The sequence below is a fragment of the Corallococcus sp. CA053C genome (assembly GCF_003611675.1).
Classification (GTDB): domain Bacteria; phylum Myxococcota; class Myxococcia; order Myxococcales; family Myxococcaceae; genus Corallococcus.
In genome coordinates this window covers 15,076-31,517 of the sequence record NZ_RAWA01000063.1, presented here as the reverse complement: position 1 = coordinate 31,517, position 16,442 = coordinate 15,076, and the positions used below count along the sequence as shown (strand labels likewise).

Sequence of the window (16,442 nt, the reverse complement as noted above, 5' to 3'; positions counted from 1 at the left end):
ACCTGGGCCCCGCCGCGTGCCGGAGCCTGGACGCGGTGCTGGCGGACGTCCTCCAAGCCGACGCCGGCCCCACCGACGATGCCGGAACCGCCTGGAGCGCCGTGAGCCGGCAGCTCGGCGACTGCCCCACCCCTCCGGCCACCGCCTGCGCGCGGGGCACGGCCCTGGCCGCCCGCGCGCCGCTCATCGACCCCATCCACGGGAATGCGCTGCCCCGCGCGCTGCTCGCCACCCTGTGCGAGCGCTGCGCGCCTGGGGACAACCCCTGCGGCCAGGCGGTGACGCGGGCGCTGGAGCAGGCCTCGCGCCGTGAGCGGCCGGACCTCCAGGAAGCGCGCTGGAGCCTGGAGCACGCGGGGGCGGCCCTGGGAACGGGGTGCCAGGAGCTCGTTCGCTCGGCCCTGGGGCCTGCGGCCGTATCGGGGCCGGACGTGGAGCCCTCCGTGCTGGCGCTGGCGGAGGCGCTGTCGCCCACCTGTGTGAAGACGGGGCAGCTTCCCCTGCCGGTGCTGAACGCGGCGGCCGTCCAGCAGGGTGCGCGGGCCCCGTGGCTCGCGACGCTGTTTACCGGAGGCACCGTGGAGACGGCGCCCATCGAACCGGATCAGTCCACGGGCGCGGGCGACGCGTTCCGCGCGTTCGATCAGGACGCGCTGTCGGGCGTGAAGCTGCCGCTGGAGTCGGAAGGGGCGCTGCGCCTGGGCTACGCGCCGGCGCTGCAGCACGTGGCGTCGTTCCAGGTGCGCGCGACGGGTCCGGGCACGCTGCGCGCGATCATCCGCGCGCCGGACGGCGTGGGACGCAAGGACAGCCAGGGCGCGGCCTTCCACGTCGATCCCACCGTCTGCCGCTTCCGCGGCACGGGCGCGTGGGAGATCTGCAAGCCCGCCGTTCCACTGCTCGACGTGGACGCAGTGAGCGTCCTGCCGGAGCGGCCGGGCGTGGAGTTGAAGGAGCTGGAGATCATCGGCGCCCGGTAGCGCGGGCGCCAGAAATCACGCGGCGTCGGAACGGGGGTCCGACGTCGCTCGCGTGGAACTCAGGCGATGAGGCCGCGCTCGCGCGCCGTCTTGAAGATGCCGGACGCGTCCCGCTTCAGCGCGGTGGAGACGTCCTTGACGATGGCGTCCGCCGACTTGGCGACCGACAGGTAGTTGTCGAACGTGCGCGTGAGGATGAGCACGCCCGAGATGATGACTCGCTGGAGGTTGTGCTGCAGGTCCGTGCCTTCGTACACCAGCCAGGACTGCTCACAGAACCGGCGACCCTCGGCCACCATCTGGTTCAGGTGCGCGCGCTCGGTCGCGTCCGGAACCTTGGCCTTGGGGCTGATGGAGGCGATGTACAGCACGTTCGTCCCCAGCCGCTGGGTCGCCTCCTCCATCTGCGCCATGATGGCCGCGACGTCGTCCTTCGTCGGCGGGTTGTGCCAACGCGAGAAGAACACGCGGTCGATGAGTTCGGATTGGTACGTGGAAGTCACGAATCCTCCGGTGAAGCGAACGCTGAGACTGGGGCGCCTCGTTAGGCGCGGCCCGCGCCGCAAGGCGGAATCTGTACCAGGATCGCAGGAGCGGTTGAAGAGTAGCGGACACACTCCTGCACCTTTGGGGCGCTTGTGTGCCAGCCACGCTGTCAGGCTGCAGTACAGCTGGATAACTCTGCCTGGGTCGCAGCCGACACGCCCTCTTTTTCGGGATGATCCGAGCTTCGTCAGCCCTTCGGAGGCTGCGCGCGGGCGGTGAGCACGCCCTTGACGTCGTCCAGCGTGAGGCCGAGCGGACGGATCGCGACGAGCAGGTGGTACAGCAGATCAGCCGCTTCCTCGGCTGCCCGGTGTGGATCCGCGTCCGCGCAGGCCGTCACCAGCTCCGCGGCCTCCTCGCCCAGCTTCTTCAGGCGCAGGTTGCGATCCCCCAGCAGGCGCCGCGTGTAGCCGGGTTTCTCGCCCTCCGTGGGAGGTGTCGCCGCGCGCGCCGCGAGCGTCGCGTCCAGGTGCGCGAGCGCGTCCCAGCGGCCCTCGCCGAAGCAGGTCTCGTCGCCGGTGTGGCACGCGGGGCCGGCCTTCTCCACGCGCGCGAGCACCGCGTCGCCGTCACAGTCAGCGCTGAGGGAGACGACCTTCTGCGTGTTCCCGCTGGTGGCGCCCTTGTGCCAGAGGCCGCGCGTGCGGGAGCGGTAGTGCATCTCACCGGTGGCGAGCGTGCGCTCCAGCGCCTCGCGATCCGCGTGCGCCACCATCAGGACGTCGCCGGTGCTCGCGTCCTGCGTCACCACCGTCACCAGGCCCTGGCCCTTGTCGAAGTTCAACGCCGCCACGTCCAGCTTCATGACCTGCCTCCCGCTCCCAGCACTTCGCGTACGCGCGCCGCCAACGCCGCGTTGGTCGCGATGCCGTCACCGCCGAACGCCGTGCGCGCGCCCTTCCAGTCGGTGAACACGCCGCCTGCCTCTTCGATGATGGGTTGCAGCGCCGCCGCGTCCCACGGGGACAGGGCTTCATCCACCATGGCCTCCGCGCGCCCGGTGGCGACGAGCAGGTAGCCGTAGCAGTCCCCCCACGTGCGGGAGATGGCCGCCTGCCGGGACAGCTCCCGCCACGCCGCGCCCCGCTCGGGGGCCTGGAGGAAGCGCTCGTCGGTGATCAGCACCACCGCTTGCGACAGCGCCGCCTGCGAGGACACGCGCGTGGGGGCGTCGTTCCAGAAGCAACCCAGCCCCGGGGACGCGACGAGCAGCTCGTTCACGGCCGGGAAGTACGCCGCGCCCGCGAGGATGCGCTCCCCTTCCGCCACCGCCACCAGCGTGCCCCACAGCGGCACGCCGCGGATGAACGTCTTCGTGCCGTCAATGGGATCCAAAATCCACCGACGCTTCGCGCCCGGCCGCGTCTCGCCGAACTCCTCGCCCAGGATGCCGTCCTCCGGGAAGCGCTCCTCCAGCCACTGGCGCGCGGTCCACTCGGCCGTGCGGTCCGCGACCGTCACCGGCGTGCCGTCGCTCTTGGTGTCCACCGCGATGCCGCCGCGGAAGAAGCCCAGCGCCACGTCTCCGGCCTTGCGCGCCACTTCGGCGGCGGCCTGCATCAGGTCTCTGGGGTCCGCGGTCATGAGGTGCTCCGGATGGGAAGGCCGCTGTCGCGCAGCAGCGTCTTGAGGGCGCCGACGGTGGTGAGGCCGTCGTGGAGGATCCCCGCCACGAGCGCGGCGTCCGCTCCGCCCAGCGTCAGGGCGTCGCGCACGTGCTCCGCGCGGCCCGCGCCACCGGAGGCGATGACGGGCACGTCCACCACGTCCGCCACCGCGCGCGTCAGCTCCAGGTCATAGCCGGTGCGCGCGCCGTCGCGGTCGATGCTGGTGAGCAGCACCTCGCCCGCGCCGCGCCGGACGCACTCCTTCGCCCAGGCGACCGCGTCCAGGTCGGTGGGACGGCGGCCTCCGTGCGTGTAGACGCGGTAGCGGTCCCCTTCCCGCTTCGCGTCGATGCTCGCCACCACGCACTGCGCGCCGAAGCGCTCCGCGCAGCCGGTGAGCAGCTCGGGCGTGGCGACCGCGGCGGAGTTGATGCTCACCTTGTCCGCGCCCGCCCGGAGCGCCCGGCCCACGTCGTCCACCGTGCGCACGCCTCCGCCCACGGTGAGCGGGATGAACAGGCGCTCCGCCGTGCGCTGGACCAGGTCCCACAGCGTCTCGCGCTCCTCCGCGCTCGCGGAGATGTCCAGGAACGTCACCTCGTCCGCGCCCTCCTCCTCGTAGCGCAGCGCCAGCGCCACGGGATCCCCCACGTCGCGCAGGCCTTCGAACTGGACGCCCTTCACCACGCGTCCGCCCTTCACATCCAGACAGACAATGAGCCGTCGGCTGAGCATCACTCCACCTCCAGGGTGACGCTGCCCTTCATGCTGAACACGACACCCGAGTCCACCATGGCATCGCGCAGCGCGAGCCCCAGCGCCTTGAAGGCCGCCTCGGTGAGGTGGTGGCTGTCCCGGCCTCGCAGCACGCGCAGGTGCAGCGTGATGCGCGAGTGTTCGCAGAACGAGCGCATCCAGTGTTCATACAGCCGGTTCTTCAGCGGGCCCCGGTAGTAGAAGCGCCCGCCCGCGTCCAGGCACGCCTGCACGAGCGCGTCGTCCATGGGCACGGTGCGCTCGCCGTAGCGCGCCGCCGTGGCGGGCACCACGCGCTGCACCGCGGTGCCCAGGGTGATGGCCACGTCCTCCATCAGGTGGTGGCGCAGGTCACCCCGCGCGTGCAGCGTCAGCTCCAGGCCCGCGTAGCGCGCGAACGTGGCGAGCATGTGGTCGAAGAACTTCAGCCCCGTGTCCACCTTCGCCGCGCCCGGGCCGTGCGCCAGCTCCACCTGGACCTTCGTTTCCTTCGTCTCCCGGACGACCCTGGTGCTCGTGCCCGTGCTCATTCCGCGAACTCCTGCGCGACCGCGCGCGCGTCCAGACGTCCCGTGTACAGCGCCATGCCCACCACCGCCCCGTGCGCGCCCACCTTCGCCAGTTCGCGCAGGTCCTCCAGCGTCGTTACGCCTCCGGACGCGTAGAGCCGGTGCCGGCTCGTGCGCGCCACCTCCGCCATCAGGGGCAGGTCCACGCCCCCCAGCTGTCCCTCCTTGTGCACCGCCGTGACGAGCATCCCGCCAAGCGGCAACGGCTCCAGCGCGGCCAGCACGTCGCGGATGTCCCGCGCGCTGCCGGACGTCCAGCCGCGCGTCACCACCTCGCGCCCCTTCACGTCCGCGGCCACCACCACCCGCCCCGGGAAGCGCTCCGCCACCTCGCGGAGCCAGGCGAGGTCCTCGATGGCGCGCGTGCCCACGACGACCGACGACGCACCGCCCGCGAGCACCGCCTCCACCCGAGCGACGTCGCGCACGCCTCCGCCCACCGTGAAGGCGAGTCCCGGGGCATGTGACACGAGGCGCGTGATCACCTCCGCGTTGGAGCCCTTGCCCAGCGCTGCGTCCAGGTCCACGACATGGAACGTGCGGAAGCCCAGCGCCCGCCACTGCTTCAGCGCGTCCAGCGGATCCTCCACCCGCACGCGCTCCGCGTCGTAGGAGCCTCCCACCAACTGCACGCACGCGCCTTCCCGCAGGTCGATGGCCGGAATGGCGATCACGGGGCCACCTCCTTCAGGAACGCCTGCAGGAAGCGCACGCCCACGCGGGAGGACTTCTCCGGGTGGAACTGCACGCCCAGCACCTTCCCGCGCCGCACCGACGCGGGGAACCGGTCGCCCTCGTGGGTCGTCCAGCCCACCACCTCGCGCGGCTCCATGGCGCGGCAGACAAAGCTGTGCGCGTAGTACACGGAGGCCAGCTTCGCGGACTCCAGCGCCGCATCCTCCTCCACGTCGTTCCAGCCAATCTGCGGCACGTGCCGCGCCGCCAGTCGCGTCACCCGGCCCTGGAAGTAGCCCAGGCCCGCGCCCGCGCCCTCGTCGCTCTCCTCGAAGAGCAGCTGCATGCCCAGGCAGATGCCCAGGCACGGCAGGCCCGCGTCCAGCGCCTTGCGCATCGCCTCGCGCCCGGGAGCGAGCCGTGCCGCCGCGGATCCGAACGCGCCCACGCCGGGCAGCACGAGCACGTCGGTGTCGAGCGCCCGCAGCGGATCCTCCTGCACCCGCACCTCCACGTCCGGCGCGGTCGTCAGCGCCTTGGCCAGCGAGTGCAGGTTGCCCGCGCCATAGTCAAACAGGGTCACTCGCATCACAGCACCTCCTTGAGCGCCTTCAGCGCCGAGGCCATCAGGGGCCACGGCCCGCAGCCGATGCGCAGCGCGTCCCCCACGCCGGGAAGTCTCTCGAACACCCGCACGTTCACGTTGCGCTCCCGCATCGCCTCCCCCACCCGCCGCGCCTCCGGCACGGGGACGAGGAGGAAGTTTCCTTCCGAGGGCAGCGGATCCAGCCCCAGGGCCTTCAGCCCACCGCGCAGCCGCTCGCGGTTCTCCACCGCCTCCGCCACGCAGGCCTCCATCCAAGGCACGTCTTCGGTGAGCGCGGCGATGGCCACGGCCTCACCCAGTGACGTGTGCTTGTAGGGGCCCCGGGCCTTCTCCACCTCCGCCACCAGCGCGGGGGCTCCCACCGCCCAGCCCACGCGCATGCCGGCGAGGCCGAACGCCTTGGACATCGTGCGCGTCACCAGCACGTTGGGCCGCGTGCGCGCCAGGTCCATGAAGTCTCCGCCCTTGGCGAACTCCACGTAGGCCTGATCGATGAGCACCACGCCCGGCGCGCGGTCCACCAGTCGCTCCAGCGCCGCGCGCGAGGCCACCGTGCCCGTGGGGTTGTTGGGCGTGCAGACGTAGAGGAGCTTCGCGCCCGTGGCGAGCAGCCCGTCCACGTCCAGGTCGTGATCCGCCTTCAAGGGAACCGGCACCGGTCGCAGCGCGCTCAGCCGAGCGAACAGCGGCACCATCACGAAGGTCGGATCCGGGTAGGCCACCGCGTCGCCCGGCTCCAGGAAGGCCCGCAGCGCGCAGTCGATGACGTCGTCGGATCCGCAGCCCGTCGTGACGTTCTCCACCGCGACGCCCGCGTAGGCGGCCACGGCGCGCTTCAGGTCCGGCGCATAGCCCGCGGGGTAGCGCGACAGGCGCTGGAGCCCCTCTTCGCGCAGCACGCGCTCCGCCGACGGCGGCGGGCCAAAGAGGTTCGTGTTGTCACTCAGGTCCACCCGGCAGGGCTTCTTCGCGGGCGAGTACAGCGGGATGTCCCGGTACGTGTCGCGGAACGCAATCATGGCAGCCTCCAGGCCCGCGCCGCGTCCGCGTGGGCGAAGAGCCCCTCGCTGTCCGCCAGCGTCCCCACGTCGTCCGCCATCGCCGCCGCTGCTTCCGGCGTCACGCGCTGCCACGTGGTCCACCGGTAGAAGTCCAGCACGCTCAACCCCGAGTACGCGCGGGCCAGGCCCGCCGTGGGCAACACATGGTTGGCGCCCGTCAGGTAGTCGCCGAAGGCCACCGACGCACGCTGCCCCACGAACACCGTGCCCGCGTTGCGCACCCGCGCCACATCCTCCGACGCGGTCGCGGTCGCGAGCAGCAGGTGCTCCGGCGCGAAGTCCGCGACGAAGGGCCATGCCTCCTCCAACGCGTCGATCCGCAGCACCGCGCCCCGACTCCCGAGCGCCGACAGGACGATGTCGCCCCGCCGCGCGGAACGGGCCTGGCGCTCCACCTCGTCCTTCACCGCCTGGGCCAACGAGGCGCCCAGCACCAGCGCCACGCAGCACGCGTCCGGATCATGCTCCGCCTGCGCCAGCAGCTCGCGCGCCACCGCGTCCGGCCGGGCGCTCGCATCGGCAACCACCAGGATCTCGCTCGGGCCCGCGGGAGCATCGATGGCGACCGCGTCCACCACCTGGAGCTTCGCCGCCGCCACGTACGCGTTGCCCGGCCCGACGATTCGGTCCACCCGGGGCACGCTCTGCGTCCCATAGGCCAGCGCCGCCACCGCGCCCGCGCCGCCCAATGCGAAGACGCGATCCGCGCCCGCCAGCGCCGCCGCCGCGAGCACGCCCGCACTCGGCAGACCGTCCGGTCCCGGCGGGGAGCAGACGATGATCTCCCCCACGCCCGCCACCTTCGCGGGGACCACACCCATCAGCACGCTGCTCGGGTACACCGCGCGGCCTCCGGGCGCGTACACACCCACGTGGCCCAGCGGATCCGGTCGCCGGCCCACCACCACGCCGGGCTCCGTCTCCACCTCCATCGCTGTGGGCCGCTGCGCCGCGTGCGCCCGGGCGATGTTGCGCGCGGCGCGGATCAGGGCGTCGCGCACGTCGGAGGAGAGGGACTCCAGCGCCACATCCCACTTCGAGCGGGGCACCTCCAGGGCCTCCAGCTCCACGCGGTCGAATTGGCGCGCGAAGTCGAAGAGGGCCCGGTCCCCTTCCGCGCGCACGCGGGCGATGAGCGCCCGGACGCGGGTGGCCACCTGGGCATCGGCCTCACCCGCACTGCGATCCAACAACCGGCGCAGCGCGTCAGGCGTCAGGGCGGACAGCGCGCCCTGGTACTTGAGGACGGGGGCGCTCATGCCATCAACCTCTCGATGCGCGTGACGAGGATGCCCTGACCGCCCAGCGCCTTCAGCGCGTTGACGGTGCGGTAGATGGTGCGGGCGGAGACCACCGCGTGCACCGCGACGAAGTTGCCCCCGTCCATCACGTCCACCACCGTGGGACCGTTGAGGCCGGGCAGCACCTCGCGCACCTGCTCCAGGGACGACTTCGGCACGTTGGCCATCAGGTAGCGCCGGCCTCGCGCCGCCAGCACCGATGCCAGCGCCTGCGTCAGCTCCTCCAGCGAGCGCCGCGCATCCGCGCCATTGGCCGGATACGCCACCAGTCGCGCGCTGGACTCCAGCACCGTGGACACCTCGCGCAGGCCGTTCATCTTCAGCGTGGAGCCCGTGGAGGTGAGGTCCACGACGATGTCCGCGATGCCCAGGTGCGGGGCGATCTCCGCCGCGCCGCTCACCGGCACCACCGTCACCCGCTGGCCGCGCTGCTGGAACCACGCCTGCGTCAGCCGGGGGAAGCAGGACGCCACCCGCATCCCGTCCTTCACGTCCTCCGCGCGGGTGATGCCGCTGTCCTCGCGCGCGGCCACCACCAGCCGGCACTTGCCGAACTCCAGGTCCATCAACGACTCGAGCTCGCGGCCCGCCTCGTTGACCAGATCCCACCCGGTGACGCCCGCCTGCGCCGCGCCGTCCGCGACGAACTCCGGGATGTCCTGGGCACGGACGAAGATGGCCTCGAACTCGCCGCCCAGTGACGCGGTGAGGGCGCGCTCGCCCCGGCCGCGGACCTCCAGGCCCGCGTCGTTGAACAGCTCTCGCACTTCCTCGGACAGACGTCCTTTGTTGGGCAGGGCAATCTTCAACATGGGTGGGCTCGGGGGACTCGCGGGGGCTGAAACGAAAAAAGGCCCGTCCTGGGGGGACGGGCCTTCGATTCACTGCGGCATCTGCCGGAGGAGGTGCGCTTCTAGTGCGTCACCCAGGCATGCGCGCGGCGAACGGTCCCGTCTTGGGCCGGCCGATGATGCGCATGGTGGTGATGCACGGACATGGAACGCACGCCCCTAGGGTTAACGACGGGAGGGGTCCGCGTCAAGTCACCCCCTGCTTGAGGCTTGCAAACCCGTCCCTGCTTGAGCAGAAGCGCCCCATGGGAACCTCGGACGTCCTGGTGGTGGGCGGAGGCGTGATGGGCTGCGGCATCGCACTGCGGCTCAGGCAGGCGGGCGCACGTGTGACGGTGCTGGAGCGCTCCATCCCGGGCGCGGAAGCCTCCAGCGCCGCCGCGGGCATCCTCGCGCCGCAGTGGGAGTCCGAAGGCCCGGGCCCCTTCTTCGAACTGTGCCTGCGAAGCCGCGCCCTCTACGCGCAGTTCGCCACCGAGCTGCGCGAGCTGTCCGGCGTGGACATCGCCTACCGGCCCTGCGGCCTGCTGCGCGTCGCGTTCGACGAAGCGGATCACCACCACGTGGAGTCCACCGTGGGCTGGCAGCACGGCATGGGCCTGCGCGCGGAGCTGCTCGACGGCAAGGGCGCACGCGAGCTGGAGCCCCGGCTGTCCCCGGAGGCCGTGGGCGCCGCGCACTTCCCGGATGATCATCAGGTGGACAACCGGCTGCTCGTGCGCGCGCTGACCATGGCCGCCGCGCGCGTGGGCGCCACGTTCAAGAGCGGCTACGTGCGCGGCGTGGTGCACGAGCAGGGCCGCGCGGTGGGCGTGGACCTGGACGGCGAGGTGCTGCGCGCGGACGCCGTGGTGCTGGCGGCGGGCTCCTGGTCCTCCCTGGTCCAGGGCTCGGGCGTGTCCCCCCAGGCGGTGCGTCCGGCGCGAGGCCAGATGGTGCAGCTGCAGACGCGGCTGCCCCTGCTGGAGCGCGTGGTGACGTCCGCGAAGGGCTACCTGGTGCCGCGCGCGGACGGGCGCGTCATCGCGGGCAGCACCATGGAGCACGTGGGCTACGACAAGCAGGTGACGGCGGCGGGGCTGGCGCGGATCCTCGACATGGCGCTCCAGCTGTGTCCGGAGCTGGGCAGCGCGCCCGTCACGGAGACCTGGGCCGGCTTCCGGCCGTGGACCCAGGACGCCCTGCCCTACATTGGCGCCGGACCCATGCCGGGCCTGTTCCTGGCCACCGGCCACTTCCGCAACGGCATCCTGCTCACCCCCATCACCGCCAAGCTGGTGGCCCAGGCGGTGCTGGGCGAGAAGCCGTCCGTCGACCTCACCCCGTTCCGCTATGACCGGGGGGCACAGGCGCGAGGCTGAGGTCGCATTGACGCAGGGGCCCCAGGGCCTGACCCCTGCCCTGGACGGCAAGGAGGCGAGGCGGGTGGTAATTTCTCGCACTCGTTCGCCTTTAAGACCCGGAAACCTCTAGAATCTTCCGCCGTGGAAGCCATCCCCCCCGCCCCGCCCCGAATCCTGATCGTCGACGACGATGACTCCGTCCGCGACGTGATCTCCGTGCTCCTCCGTGAGGAGGGCTACAACTGCGTCGTCGCGAATGGTGCCGAGATGGCGCTTGACGTCGCGGGCGAAGAAGAGACGCCGCTCGTCATCAGCGACATGAAGATGCCGGGCCGCGACGGGTTGTGGCTGCTGGAGAACCTGCGCGAGCGGCTGCCGGACACGTCCGTCATCATGCTCACCGGCTACGGCGACACCGAGTCCGCGGTGGACTGTCTGCGCCGGGGCGCGGTGGACTACCTGCTCAAGCCACCCAAGCTCACCGACCTCATCCGGGCCATCGAGCGCGCGCTCGCCAAGCGCCGCATCGAGATGGCGCGCAAGCGCTACCAGAAGAAGCTCGAGGGCAAGGTGCGCGACCGCACCGCCGAGCTGCGCAGCGCGCTGCACAACATCGCCAACACGTACCAGAACACGCTGCTGGCGCTGGTGGCGGCCCTGGACGCGCGCGAGCACGAGACGAGCGACCACTCCCAGCGCGTCGTCAGCTACACGAGCGCCATCGCCAGCCGCATGGGCATCCACGGCAAGCAGATGGAGGAGATCGGCCGCGGGGCGCTCTTGCACGACATCGGCAAGATTGGCGTGCCGGATGCCGTGCTGCTCAAGCCCGGCAAGCTCACCCCCGACGAGTGGCTGGAGATGCGGCGTCATCCGGAGATCGGCTTCCAGATGATCCAGAACATCCCCTTCCTCTCCACCCCGGCGGACATCGTCCTGTCGCACCAGGAGCGGTTCGACGGCGCGGGCTACCCCCGCAACCTCCAGCGCAACGAGATCCCCATCGGCGCGCGCATCTTCGCGGTGGCGGACACGCTGGACGCGATGACGAGCGACCGGCCGTACCGCAAAGGCACGACGTTCGCCAACGCCATCCAGGAGATCAAACGCTGCGCCAACACGCAGTTTGATCCGGACGTGGTGAAGGCGTTCCTCGACATTGGCGAGGAGGGGCTGATCCGCATCAAGAAGGAGATGGCGGAGAAGAAGCTCAACCCGATGCAGGCCGCCGCCGACGCCGCCGAGGCCGAGACGGAGCTGGCGCGCCTCACCGACCTGGATGACGAACCGGATCACACCCCGGTGGGCCCCTCCAGCGCGGCCACGGCCACGGCGCTGGCCACCCCGCCCGTCGCCATCCGCTCCGCCTCGGGCACCGAGGGCTGAACGCCCCGACGGGGAGTGATGGGTTTCCCCGGGGCGGGTTGTTATGAACGCGGAAGGCCCGTGATGATCGCCCCCCTGCCCGCTCCCAACCCGCTCGCCCCCCCGCTGCTCGACGCGCAGGGGCGGTGCATGACGTACCTGCGGCTGAGCATCACGGACCGCTGCAACTTCCGCTGCACCTACTGCTCCCCGGCGTCCTGGGGCGGCAAGAAGGACCTGCTGGACGCGGGTGAGTTCGAGCGCATCGTCTCCGTGTTCGCGCGCATGGGCATCCGCCGCGTGCGCCTCACCGGCGGCGAGCCCCTCATCCGGCCGGACATCCAGGAGATCGCCCGCAGGCTCGCCGCGGTGCCGGGCGTGGAGCACCTGGCCATCACCACCAACGCCAGCCGCCTGGAGTCGCTCGCCGTGCCGCTGCGCGACGCGGGCGTCACCCAGCTCAACCTGAGCCTGGACACGCTGTCGCCGGAGACGTTCCGGCGCATCTCCAAGCAGGGGGACTTCGACGCGCTGATGCGCGGCATCGACGCTGCGGCGGGCGCGGGCTTCCAGTCACTGAAGCTCAACGTCGTGGTGATGCGCGGCCTCAACGACGCGGAGGTGCCCGCGCTGGTGGCCTTCGCGCACGCGCGCGGCATCACCCCGCGCTTCATCGAGCTGATGCCCTTTGGCCAGGGCACGCCGGTGCCCACGGCGGAGCTGCTGGAGCGCCTGAAGGCCACGGGCCTTGCGCTCACGGAGGAGCCGGCGGAGGACGCTGCGTCCCCCACGTCCGGGCCGGCGCGCTACTGGCGGACGGCGAGCGGGCGCGTGGGCTTCATCTCCCCGCTCACGCAGAACTTCTGCGGCGGGTGCAACCGGGTGCGGGTGGCGTCCAATGGGGACCTGCGCAGCTGCCTGGGCGGCCGGGCGCAGGCGCCGTTGCATCAGCTCATCCGGGGCGGCGCCACCGACGCGGAGCTGGCCATGGCCGTGCGCCGCGCGCTGGGGGACAAGCCGGAGGGGCACCGTTTCACGGAGGCCGGAAACGGCGCCACGCTCCTGCCCATGATGGGCATTGGCGGCTGAGGGCTACTTCACCAGCCGCAGGTTCACGGGGTAGCGGTACAGCTCGCCGTCGTTGGCCTTCAGGCCGGCGATGACCGTGAAGACGATGGACGCCAGCGCCACGATGGGCACCAGGATGAAGCCCACCGCCACGCACATCAGCACCGCGGAGATGGCCATCGCGATGAAGGTGGTGATCTGGAAGTTGAGCGACTCCACCGCGTGCGCGCGGACGAAGGACGACTCCTTGCCCTTGGTCAGCATCAGGAACAGCGGCACCGCCCAGCCCAGGAAGCCCGCGCCCACCACGATGCCGGCGATGGAGCCCAGATGGGCCAGCATCCCCATCGTCTTCTCATCCGTGGTCGCCGTCGGCGAGCCGGTGATGAACGTGCCGAACTGCTGATCCTCGCGCTGCCCTGGGTCCATGAAACGCACTCCCGAATCTGAAGGGGGCGCAACGGGATGCGCCCGGAAGGCTCGCAACATGGCACGGCGCGTTGGTGCCTGTCATCCAGCGGACAGGGCGCCCCGTCAGGGAACCCTGTCCGCCTGGGGGCTCAGCGGTACAACTCGCTGCCCGACTTCTTGAATTCCTCGCTCTTCTCCTTCATCCCCGCTTCCAGCGCCCGGACCTCGTCGACCCCGACCTTGTCGGCGTAGTCGCGCACGTCCTGGGTGATCTTCATGGAGCAGAAGTGCGGGCCGCACATGGAGCAGAAGTGGGCGACCTTCGCGCCTTCGGCGGGGAGCGTCTCGTCGTGGAAGGCGCGAGCGCGCTCGGGGTCGAGCGACAGGTTGAACTGATCCTCCCAGCGGAACTCGAAGCGCGCTTTGGACAGGGCGTTGTCGCGAGCCTGCGCGCCCGGGTGGCCCTTGGCGAGGTCCGCGGCGTGGGCGGCGATCTTGTAGGTGATGACGCCTTCCTTCACGTCATCGCGGTTGGGCAGGCCCAGGTGTTCCTTGGGCGTCACGTAGCAGAGCATCGCCGTGCCGAACCAGCCGATCATCGCGGCGCCGATGCCGCTGGTGAAGTGGTCGTAGCCGGGCGCGATGTCCGTGGTGAGGGGCCCCAGCGTGTAGAACGGCGCCTCGTGGCACACGGCGAGCTGCTTCGTCATGTTCTCCTGGATGAGGTGCATGGGGACGTGACCGGGGCCTTCGATCATCACCTGCACGTCGTGCTTCCAGGCCACCTTGGTCAGCTCGCCCAGCGTCTCCAGTTCGCCGAACTGCGCGGCGTCGTTGGCGTCGGCGATGGAGCCGGGGCGCAGGCCGTCGCCCAGGCTGAAGCTGACGTCATACGCCTTCATGATCTCGCAGATCTCCTCGAAGTGCGTGTAGAGGAAGTTCTCCTGGTGGTGGGCGAGGCACCACTTGGCGAGGATGGAGCCGCCCCGGCTGACGATGCCGGTGAGGCGCTTCGCGGTGAGCGGGACGTACTTGAGGCGGACGCCGGCGTGGATGGTGAAGTAGTCCACGCCCTGCTCGGCCTGCTCGATGAGGGTGTCGCGGAAGATGTCCCAGGTGAGCTCCTCCGCCTTGCCGTTGACCTTCTCCAAGGCCTGGTAGATGGGCACGGTGCCGATGGGCACGGGGGCGTTGCGGAGGATCCACTCGCGCGTCTCGTGGATGTTGCGGCCGGTGGACAGGTCCATGACGGTGTCCGCGCCCCAGCGGATGGACCAGACCATCTTCTCCACCTCCTCCTCGATGGAGGACGTGACGGCGGAGTTGCCGATGTTGGCGTTGATCTTCACCAGGAAGTTGCGGCCGATGATCATCGGCTCCAGCTCCGGGTGGTTGATGTTGGCGGGGATGATGGCGCGGCCCCGGGCGATCTCATCGCGCACGAACTCGGGCGTGATGACTCGCGGGATGGCGGCGCCAAAGGAGTGGCCGGGGTGCTGGGCGGCGAGTGAAGCGTCCAGCTTCTGGTTCTCGCGCACGGCGACGTATTCCATCTCCGGCGTGATGATGCCCTTGCGGGCGTAGTGCATCTGGCTGACGTTGCTGCCGGCCTTGGCGACGCGGGGCTTGCGAAGGTGGTTGAAGCGCAGGCCGGCGAGGCGCGGATCGGCCTCACGGGCGCGGCCGTACTCGGAGGTGATGCCGGCGAGCTCCTGGGTGTCCGCGCGCGCGTGGATCCAGTTTTCGCGCAGGGCGGGCAGGCCCCGGCGCAGGTCGATGTCCGCGGCGGGGTCGGTATAGGGGCCGCTGGAGTCGTAGACGTGGACGGGAGGGTTGGGGGATTCGGGGCCGCCGCCCGCGCCGTGGTGGCGCGTGGGCGTCTGGGTGATTTCGCGCAGGGGGACACGGATGTCGGGGTGCAGGGTCCCGGACACGTAGACCTTCTGCGAGGCGGGAAGCGGGCCGCGGCTGATCCCCTCCAGCACCTTCCCGTCGACCTTCAGGCTCTTGGACGCTCCACTCATCGGACGGCTCCTCGTGACAACGGACGGGAGACGGGACGGGCCTGGAGCACCCTTCCGCTTCCCTCCGCCGGTATTAACCGGTTCAGGTTCAAAGGGTCGGACGCGGAAACGCGACCGTCTCAGCCCCCTTCCGGAGGCACTCCTAGCGACTGCGGAGCGGTGTAGCGCAGGGGATGGCGGGCTTCAACCGGACCGGCGACCACTCCAGCGCGGTGGACGGTTGGCGGCCCTGCGGGGAGGAGCGTTGTGGCCGGAGAACAGGTCCGGGGGTCTTGTTCCTGACGGTGCAGACCGTGAGTGGGGCCGCAGGCCGGGCGCGCCCCTCGCTTCCTTCCCAAGAAGAGTCCCCCATGCTGCTGAGCCGCGTCCTCCCGTTGGTGCTGTGCGTCACCCTGTCGCTCATCGGCTGCGGTGGAGATCCGGTGTCGTACTCCGCGCCCGTCGGCATCAACCTCAAGGCCAAGTCGTCCGACACCAACAACGGCACCGTCACCTCGCAGAAGGGCATCTCCACCGAGTCGGGCAACCCCTACAAGGTCTTCGTCGATGAGGCGCGCGTGGAATTGGACGGCAAGTCGCCGTCTCGCGTGGAGCTCACGAAGCTGACGCTCACCCTGGGCGCGGGGAGCGTGGGCGTGACCTCCCTGGCGGAGGTCTTCACCGGCCGCGTGGAGGTGCTGTTCCTCACGGAAGAGTCCAACAACACCTACGTCGCCGGCCACGTGGAGAACCCCACGGGCACCGGCCCGGTGGAGCTGGTCGTCGACTTCGACTCGGAGGCGATGCCGGACGCGGACTACACGCGCTTCCTCAACGGCAAGTTCAACGTCGTGCTGCGCGGCCCCGCCGCGGCCACCTTCACGACCAAGGGCGCGGAAGTGGACTTCCAGTCCACCTTCTCCTTCTCCGCGTTCGAGTAGGCAGCGCGCCAGACCTGCCTTCGCAGGAGCACCTCCAGGCTCCTGCGAAGGCCCTGGCGCGGATCAGCGCGTTCCGAGTTCAAAGGCGGCGAGCGCGTTAGCACGTCACGGAGCGGGTCAGGTCACACCTTGCACGAGCGCCTGGGATAGCTTCTGCGCAGGCCGCGTCAATGGAGTGTGACCATGGAAGAGCCGCAGCCGCTGTCTCCGGAACAGCGCGAAGCCGCCGCTTGCTCCCGTACTCCAGGCGCTGATTGAGGACCCGACCCCGGTGCCAGGATGGGTTGGCACCGTGGGCGACGCTGCCTCCAGAGCACTCGAAACCTTCGAACAGGAGTGCGCGAAGCGCCGCAGGACG

At 70.8% G+C, this 16,442-nt stretch carries 17 protein-coding genes and 1 riboswitch; of the genes, 5 read left to right on the top strand and 12 right to left on the bottom strand.

Annotated features, from left to right (window positions below):
• Window positions 1-980 (top strand): hypothetical protein (locus D7V97_RS44605; RefSeq protein WP_120610687.1); only part of this gene is annotated, 980 nt, incomplete at its 5' end.
• A 59-nt stretch (window positions 981-1,039) separates the two neighbouring features.
• Here the strand turns inward: D7V97_RS44605 and D7V97_RS11655 are convergent.
• From D7V97_RS11655 to hisG, 10 genes are all read right to left on the bottom strand, one after another.
• Window positions 1,040-1,483, bottom strand: a complete 444-nt coding sequence (locus D7V97_RS11655; RefSeq protein WP_120537998.1) for a DofB protein — start codon at window positions 1,481-1,483, stop codon at window positions 1,040-1,042.
• A 230-nt stretch (window positions 1,484-1,713) separates the two neighbouring features.
• Window positions 1,714-2,331, bottom strand: coding sequence for a bifunctional phosphoribosyl-AMP cyclohydrolase/phosphoribosyl-ATP diphosphatase HisIE (gene hisIE / locus D7V97_RS11650; RefSeq protein ID WP_120610686.1), 618 nt, complete (start codon window positions 2,329-2,331; stop codon window positions 1,714-1,716).
• Entirely contained in the window at window positions 2,328-3,110 is a 783-nt protein-coding gene (gene hisN / locus D7V97_RS11645) for a histidinol-phosphatase (protein ID WP_120610685.1), read from the bottom strand. The genes hisIE and hisN overlap by 4 nt, the downstream gene beginning before the upstream one ends.
• Complete coding sequence (hisF, locus tag D7V97_RS11640) at window positions 3,107-3,868, bottom strand: imidazole glycerol phosphate synthase subunit HisF (RefSeq protein WP_120610684.1); 762 nt, start codon at window positions 3,866-3,868, stop codon at window positions 3,107-3,109. The genes hisN and hisF overlap by 4 nt, the downstream gene beginning before the upstream one ends.
• Window positions 3,868-4,419, bottom strand: a complete 552-nt coding sequence (locus tag D7V97_RS11635) for an imidazoleglycerol-phosphate dehydratase (protein WP_120610683.1) — start codon at window positions 4,417-4,419, stop codon at window positions 3,868-3,870. Before D7V97_RS11635 ends, hisF begins: the two co-directional genes overlap by 1 nt.
• Window positions 4,416-5,132: a HisA/HisF-related TIM barrel protein gene (locus tag D7V97_RS11630; RefSeq protein ID WP_120610682.1), complete on the bottom strand. Its 717-nt coding sequence runs from the start codon at window positions 5,130-5,132 to the stop codon at window positions 4,416-4,418. The genes D7V97_RS11635 and D7V97_RS11630 overlap by 4 nt, the downstream gene beginning before the upstream one ends.
• Window positions 5,129-5,722, bottom strand: a complete 594-nt coding sequence (gene hisH, locus D7V97_RS11625; protein ID WP_120610681.1) for an imidazole glycerol phosphate synthase subunit HisH — start codon at window positions 5,720-5,722, stop codon at window positions 5,129-5,131. The genes D7V97_RS11630 and hisH overlap by 4 nt, the downstream gene beginning before the upstream one ends.
• On the bottom strand, window positions 5,722-6,759 hold the full coding sequence (locus D7V97_RS11620; protein ID WP_120610680.1) for a histidinol-phosphate transaminase: 1,038 nt from the start codon (window positions 6,757-6,759) through the stop codon (window positions 5,722-5,724). Before D7V97_RS11620 ends, hisH begins: the two co-directional genes overlap by 1 nt.
• Window positions 6,756-8,060 carry a histidinol dehydrogenase gene (gene hisD / locus D7V97_RS11615; RefSeq protein ID WP_120610679.1) on the bottom strand — a complete coding sequence of 435 codons (1,305 nt, stop codon included), beginning with the start codon at window positions 8,058-8,060 and terminating at the stop codon, window positions 6,756-6,758. The genes D7V97_RS11620 and hisD overlap by 4 nt, the downstream gene beginning before the upstream one ends.
• Window positions 8,057-8,914 carry an ATP phosphoribosyltransferase gene (hisG, locus tag D7V97_RS11610; RefSeq protein ID WP_120610678.1) on the bottom strand — a complete coding sequence of 286 codons (858 nt, stop codon included), beginning with the start codon at window positions 8,912-8,914 and terminating at the stop codon, window positions 8,057-8,059. The genes hisD and hisG overlap by 4 nt, the downstream gene beginning before the upstream one ends.
• Before the next feature lie 284 nt (window positions 8,915-9,198).
• Here hisG and thiO point away from each other — a divergent pair, with 284 nt between their 5' ends.
• The 3 genes from thiO (at window position 9,199) to moaA (ending at window position 12,750) form a co-directional block, all read left to right on the top strand.
• Entirely contained in the window at window positions 9,199-10,314 is a 1,116-nt protein-coding gene (gene thiO, locus D7V97_RS11605) for a glycine oxidase ThiO (protein ID WP_120610677.1), read from the top strand.
• Window positions 10,315-10,437: 123 nt separating this feature from the next.
• Window positions 10,438-11,682: an HD-GYP domain-containing protein gene (locus D7V97_RS11600; RefSeq protein ID WP_120610676.1), complete on the top strand. Its 1,245-nt coding sequence runs from the start codon at window positions 10,438-10,440 to the stop codon at window positions 11,680-11,682.
• A gap of 63 nt (window positions 11,683-11,745) precedes the next feature.
• Window positions 11,746-12,750, top strand: coding sequence for a GTP 3',8-cyclase MoaA (moaA, locus tag D7V97_RS11595; RefSeq protein WP_120610675.1), 1,005 nt, complete (start codon window positions 11,746-11,748; stop codon window positions 12,748-12,750).
• Between the two features lie 3 nt (window positions 12,751-12,753).
• Here the strand turns inward: moaA and D7V97_RS11590 are convergent, their stop codons facing one another.
• Window positions 12,754-13,158 carry a DUF4870 domain-containing protein gene (locus tag D7V97_RS11590; RefSeq protein ID WP_120610674.1) on the bottom strand — a complete coding sequence of 135 codons (405 nt, stop codon included), beginning with the start codon at window positions 13,156-13,158 and terminating at the stop codon, window positions 12,754-12,756.
• Between the two features lie 131 nt (window positions 13,159-13,289).
• Window positions 13,290-15,164 carry a phosphomethylpyrimidine synthase ThiC gene (gene thiC / locus D7V97_RS11585; RefSeq protein WP_120610673.1) on the bottom strand — a complete coding sequence of 625 codons (1,875 nt, stop codon included), beginning with the start codon at window positions 15,162-15,164 and terminating at the stop codon, window positions 13,290-13,292.
• A gap of 42 nt (window positions 15,165-15,206) precedes the next feature.
• Window positions 15,207-15,318, bottom strand: a riboswitch (TPP riboswitch).
• A 196-nt stretch (window positions 15,319-15,514) separates the two neighbouring features.
• Here thiC and D7V97_RS11580 point away from each other — a divergent pair.
• Complete coding sequence (locus D7V97_RS11580; RefSeq protein ID WP_120610672.1) at window positions 15,515-16,084, top strand: hypothetical protein; 570 nt, start codon at window positions 15,515-15,517, stop codon at window positions 16,082-16,084.
• Window positions 16,085-16,442 lie beyond the last annotated feature (358 nt).

What these genes read in the sequence shown, in the direction of transcription:
- hisIE (WP_120610686.1), bottom strand. Translation starts at nt 2,331, where the DNA reads ATGAAGCTGGACGTGGCGGCGTTGAACTTCGACAAGGGCCAGGGCCTG.
- hisN (WP_120610685.1), bottom strand. Translation starts at nt 3,110, where the DNA reads ATGACCGCGGACCCCAGAGACCTGATGCAGGCCGCCGCCGAAGTGGCG.
- hisF (WP_120610684.1), bottom strand. Translation starts at nt 3,868, where the DNA reads ATGCTCAGCCGACGGCTCATTGTCTGTCTGGATGTGAAGGGCGGACGC.
- D7V97_RS11635 (WP_120610683.1), bottom strand. Translation starts at nt 4,419, where the DNA reads ATGAGCACGGGCACGAGCACCAGGGTCGTCCGGGAGACGAAGGAAACG.
- hisH (WP_120610681.1), bottom strand. Translation starts at nt 5,722, where the DNA reads ATGCGAGTGACCCTGTTTGACTATGGCGCGGGCAACCTGCACTCGCTG.
- D7V97_RS11620 (WP_120610680.1), bottom strand. Translation starts at nt 6,759, where the DNA reads ATGATTGCGTTCCGCGACACGTACCGGGACATCCCGCTGTACTCGCCC.
- hisD (WP_120610679.1), bottom strand. Translation starts at nt 8,060, where the DNA reads ATGAGCGCCCCCGTCCTCAAGTACCAGGGCGCGCTGTCCGCCCTGACG.
- hisG (WP_120610678.1), bottom strand. Translation starts at nt 8,914, where the DNA reads ATGTTGAAGATTGCCCTGCCCAACAAAGGACGTCTGTCCGAGGAAGTG.
- thiO (WP_120610677.1), top strand. Translation starts at nt 9,199, where the DNA reads ATGGGAACCTCGGACGTCCTGGTGGTGGGCGGAGGCGTGATGGGCTGC.
- moaA (WP_120610675.1), top strand. Translation starts at nt 11,746, where the DNA reads ATGATCGCCCCCCTGCCCGCTCCCAACCCGCTCGCCCCCCCGCTGCTC.
- D7V97_RS11590 (WP_120610674.1), bottom strand. Translation starts at nt 13,158, where the DNA reads ATGGACCCAGGGCAGCGCGAGGATCAGCAGTTCGGCACGTTCATCACC.
- thiC (WP_120610673.1), bottom strand. Translation starts at nt 15,164, where the DNA reads ATGAGTGGAGCGTCCAAGAGCCTGAAGGTCGACGGGAAGGTGCTGGAG.
- D7V97_RS11580 (WP_120610672.1), top strand. Translation starts at nt 15,515, where the DNA reads ATGCTGCTGAGCCGCGTCCTCCCGTTGGTGCTGTGCGTCACCCTGTCG.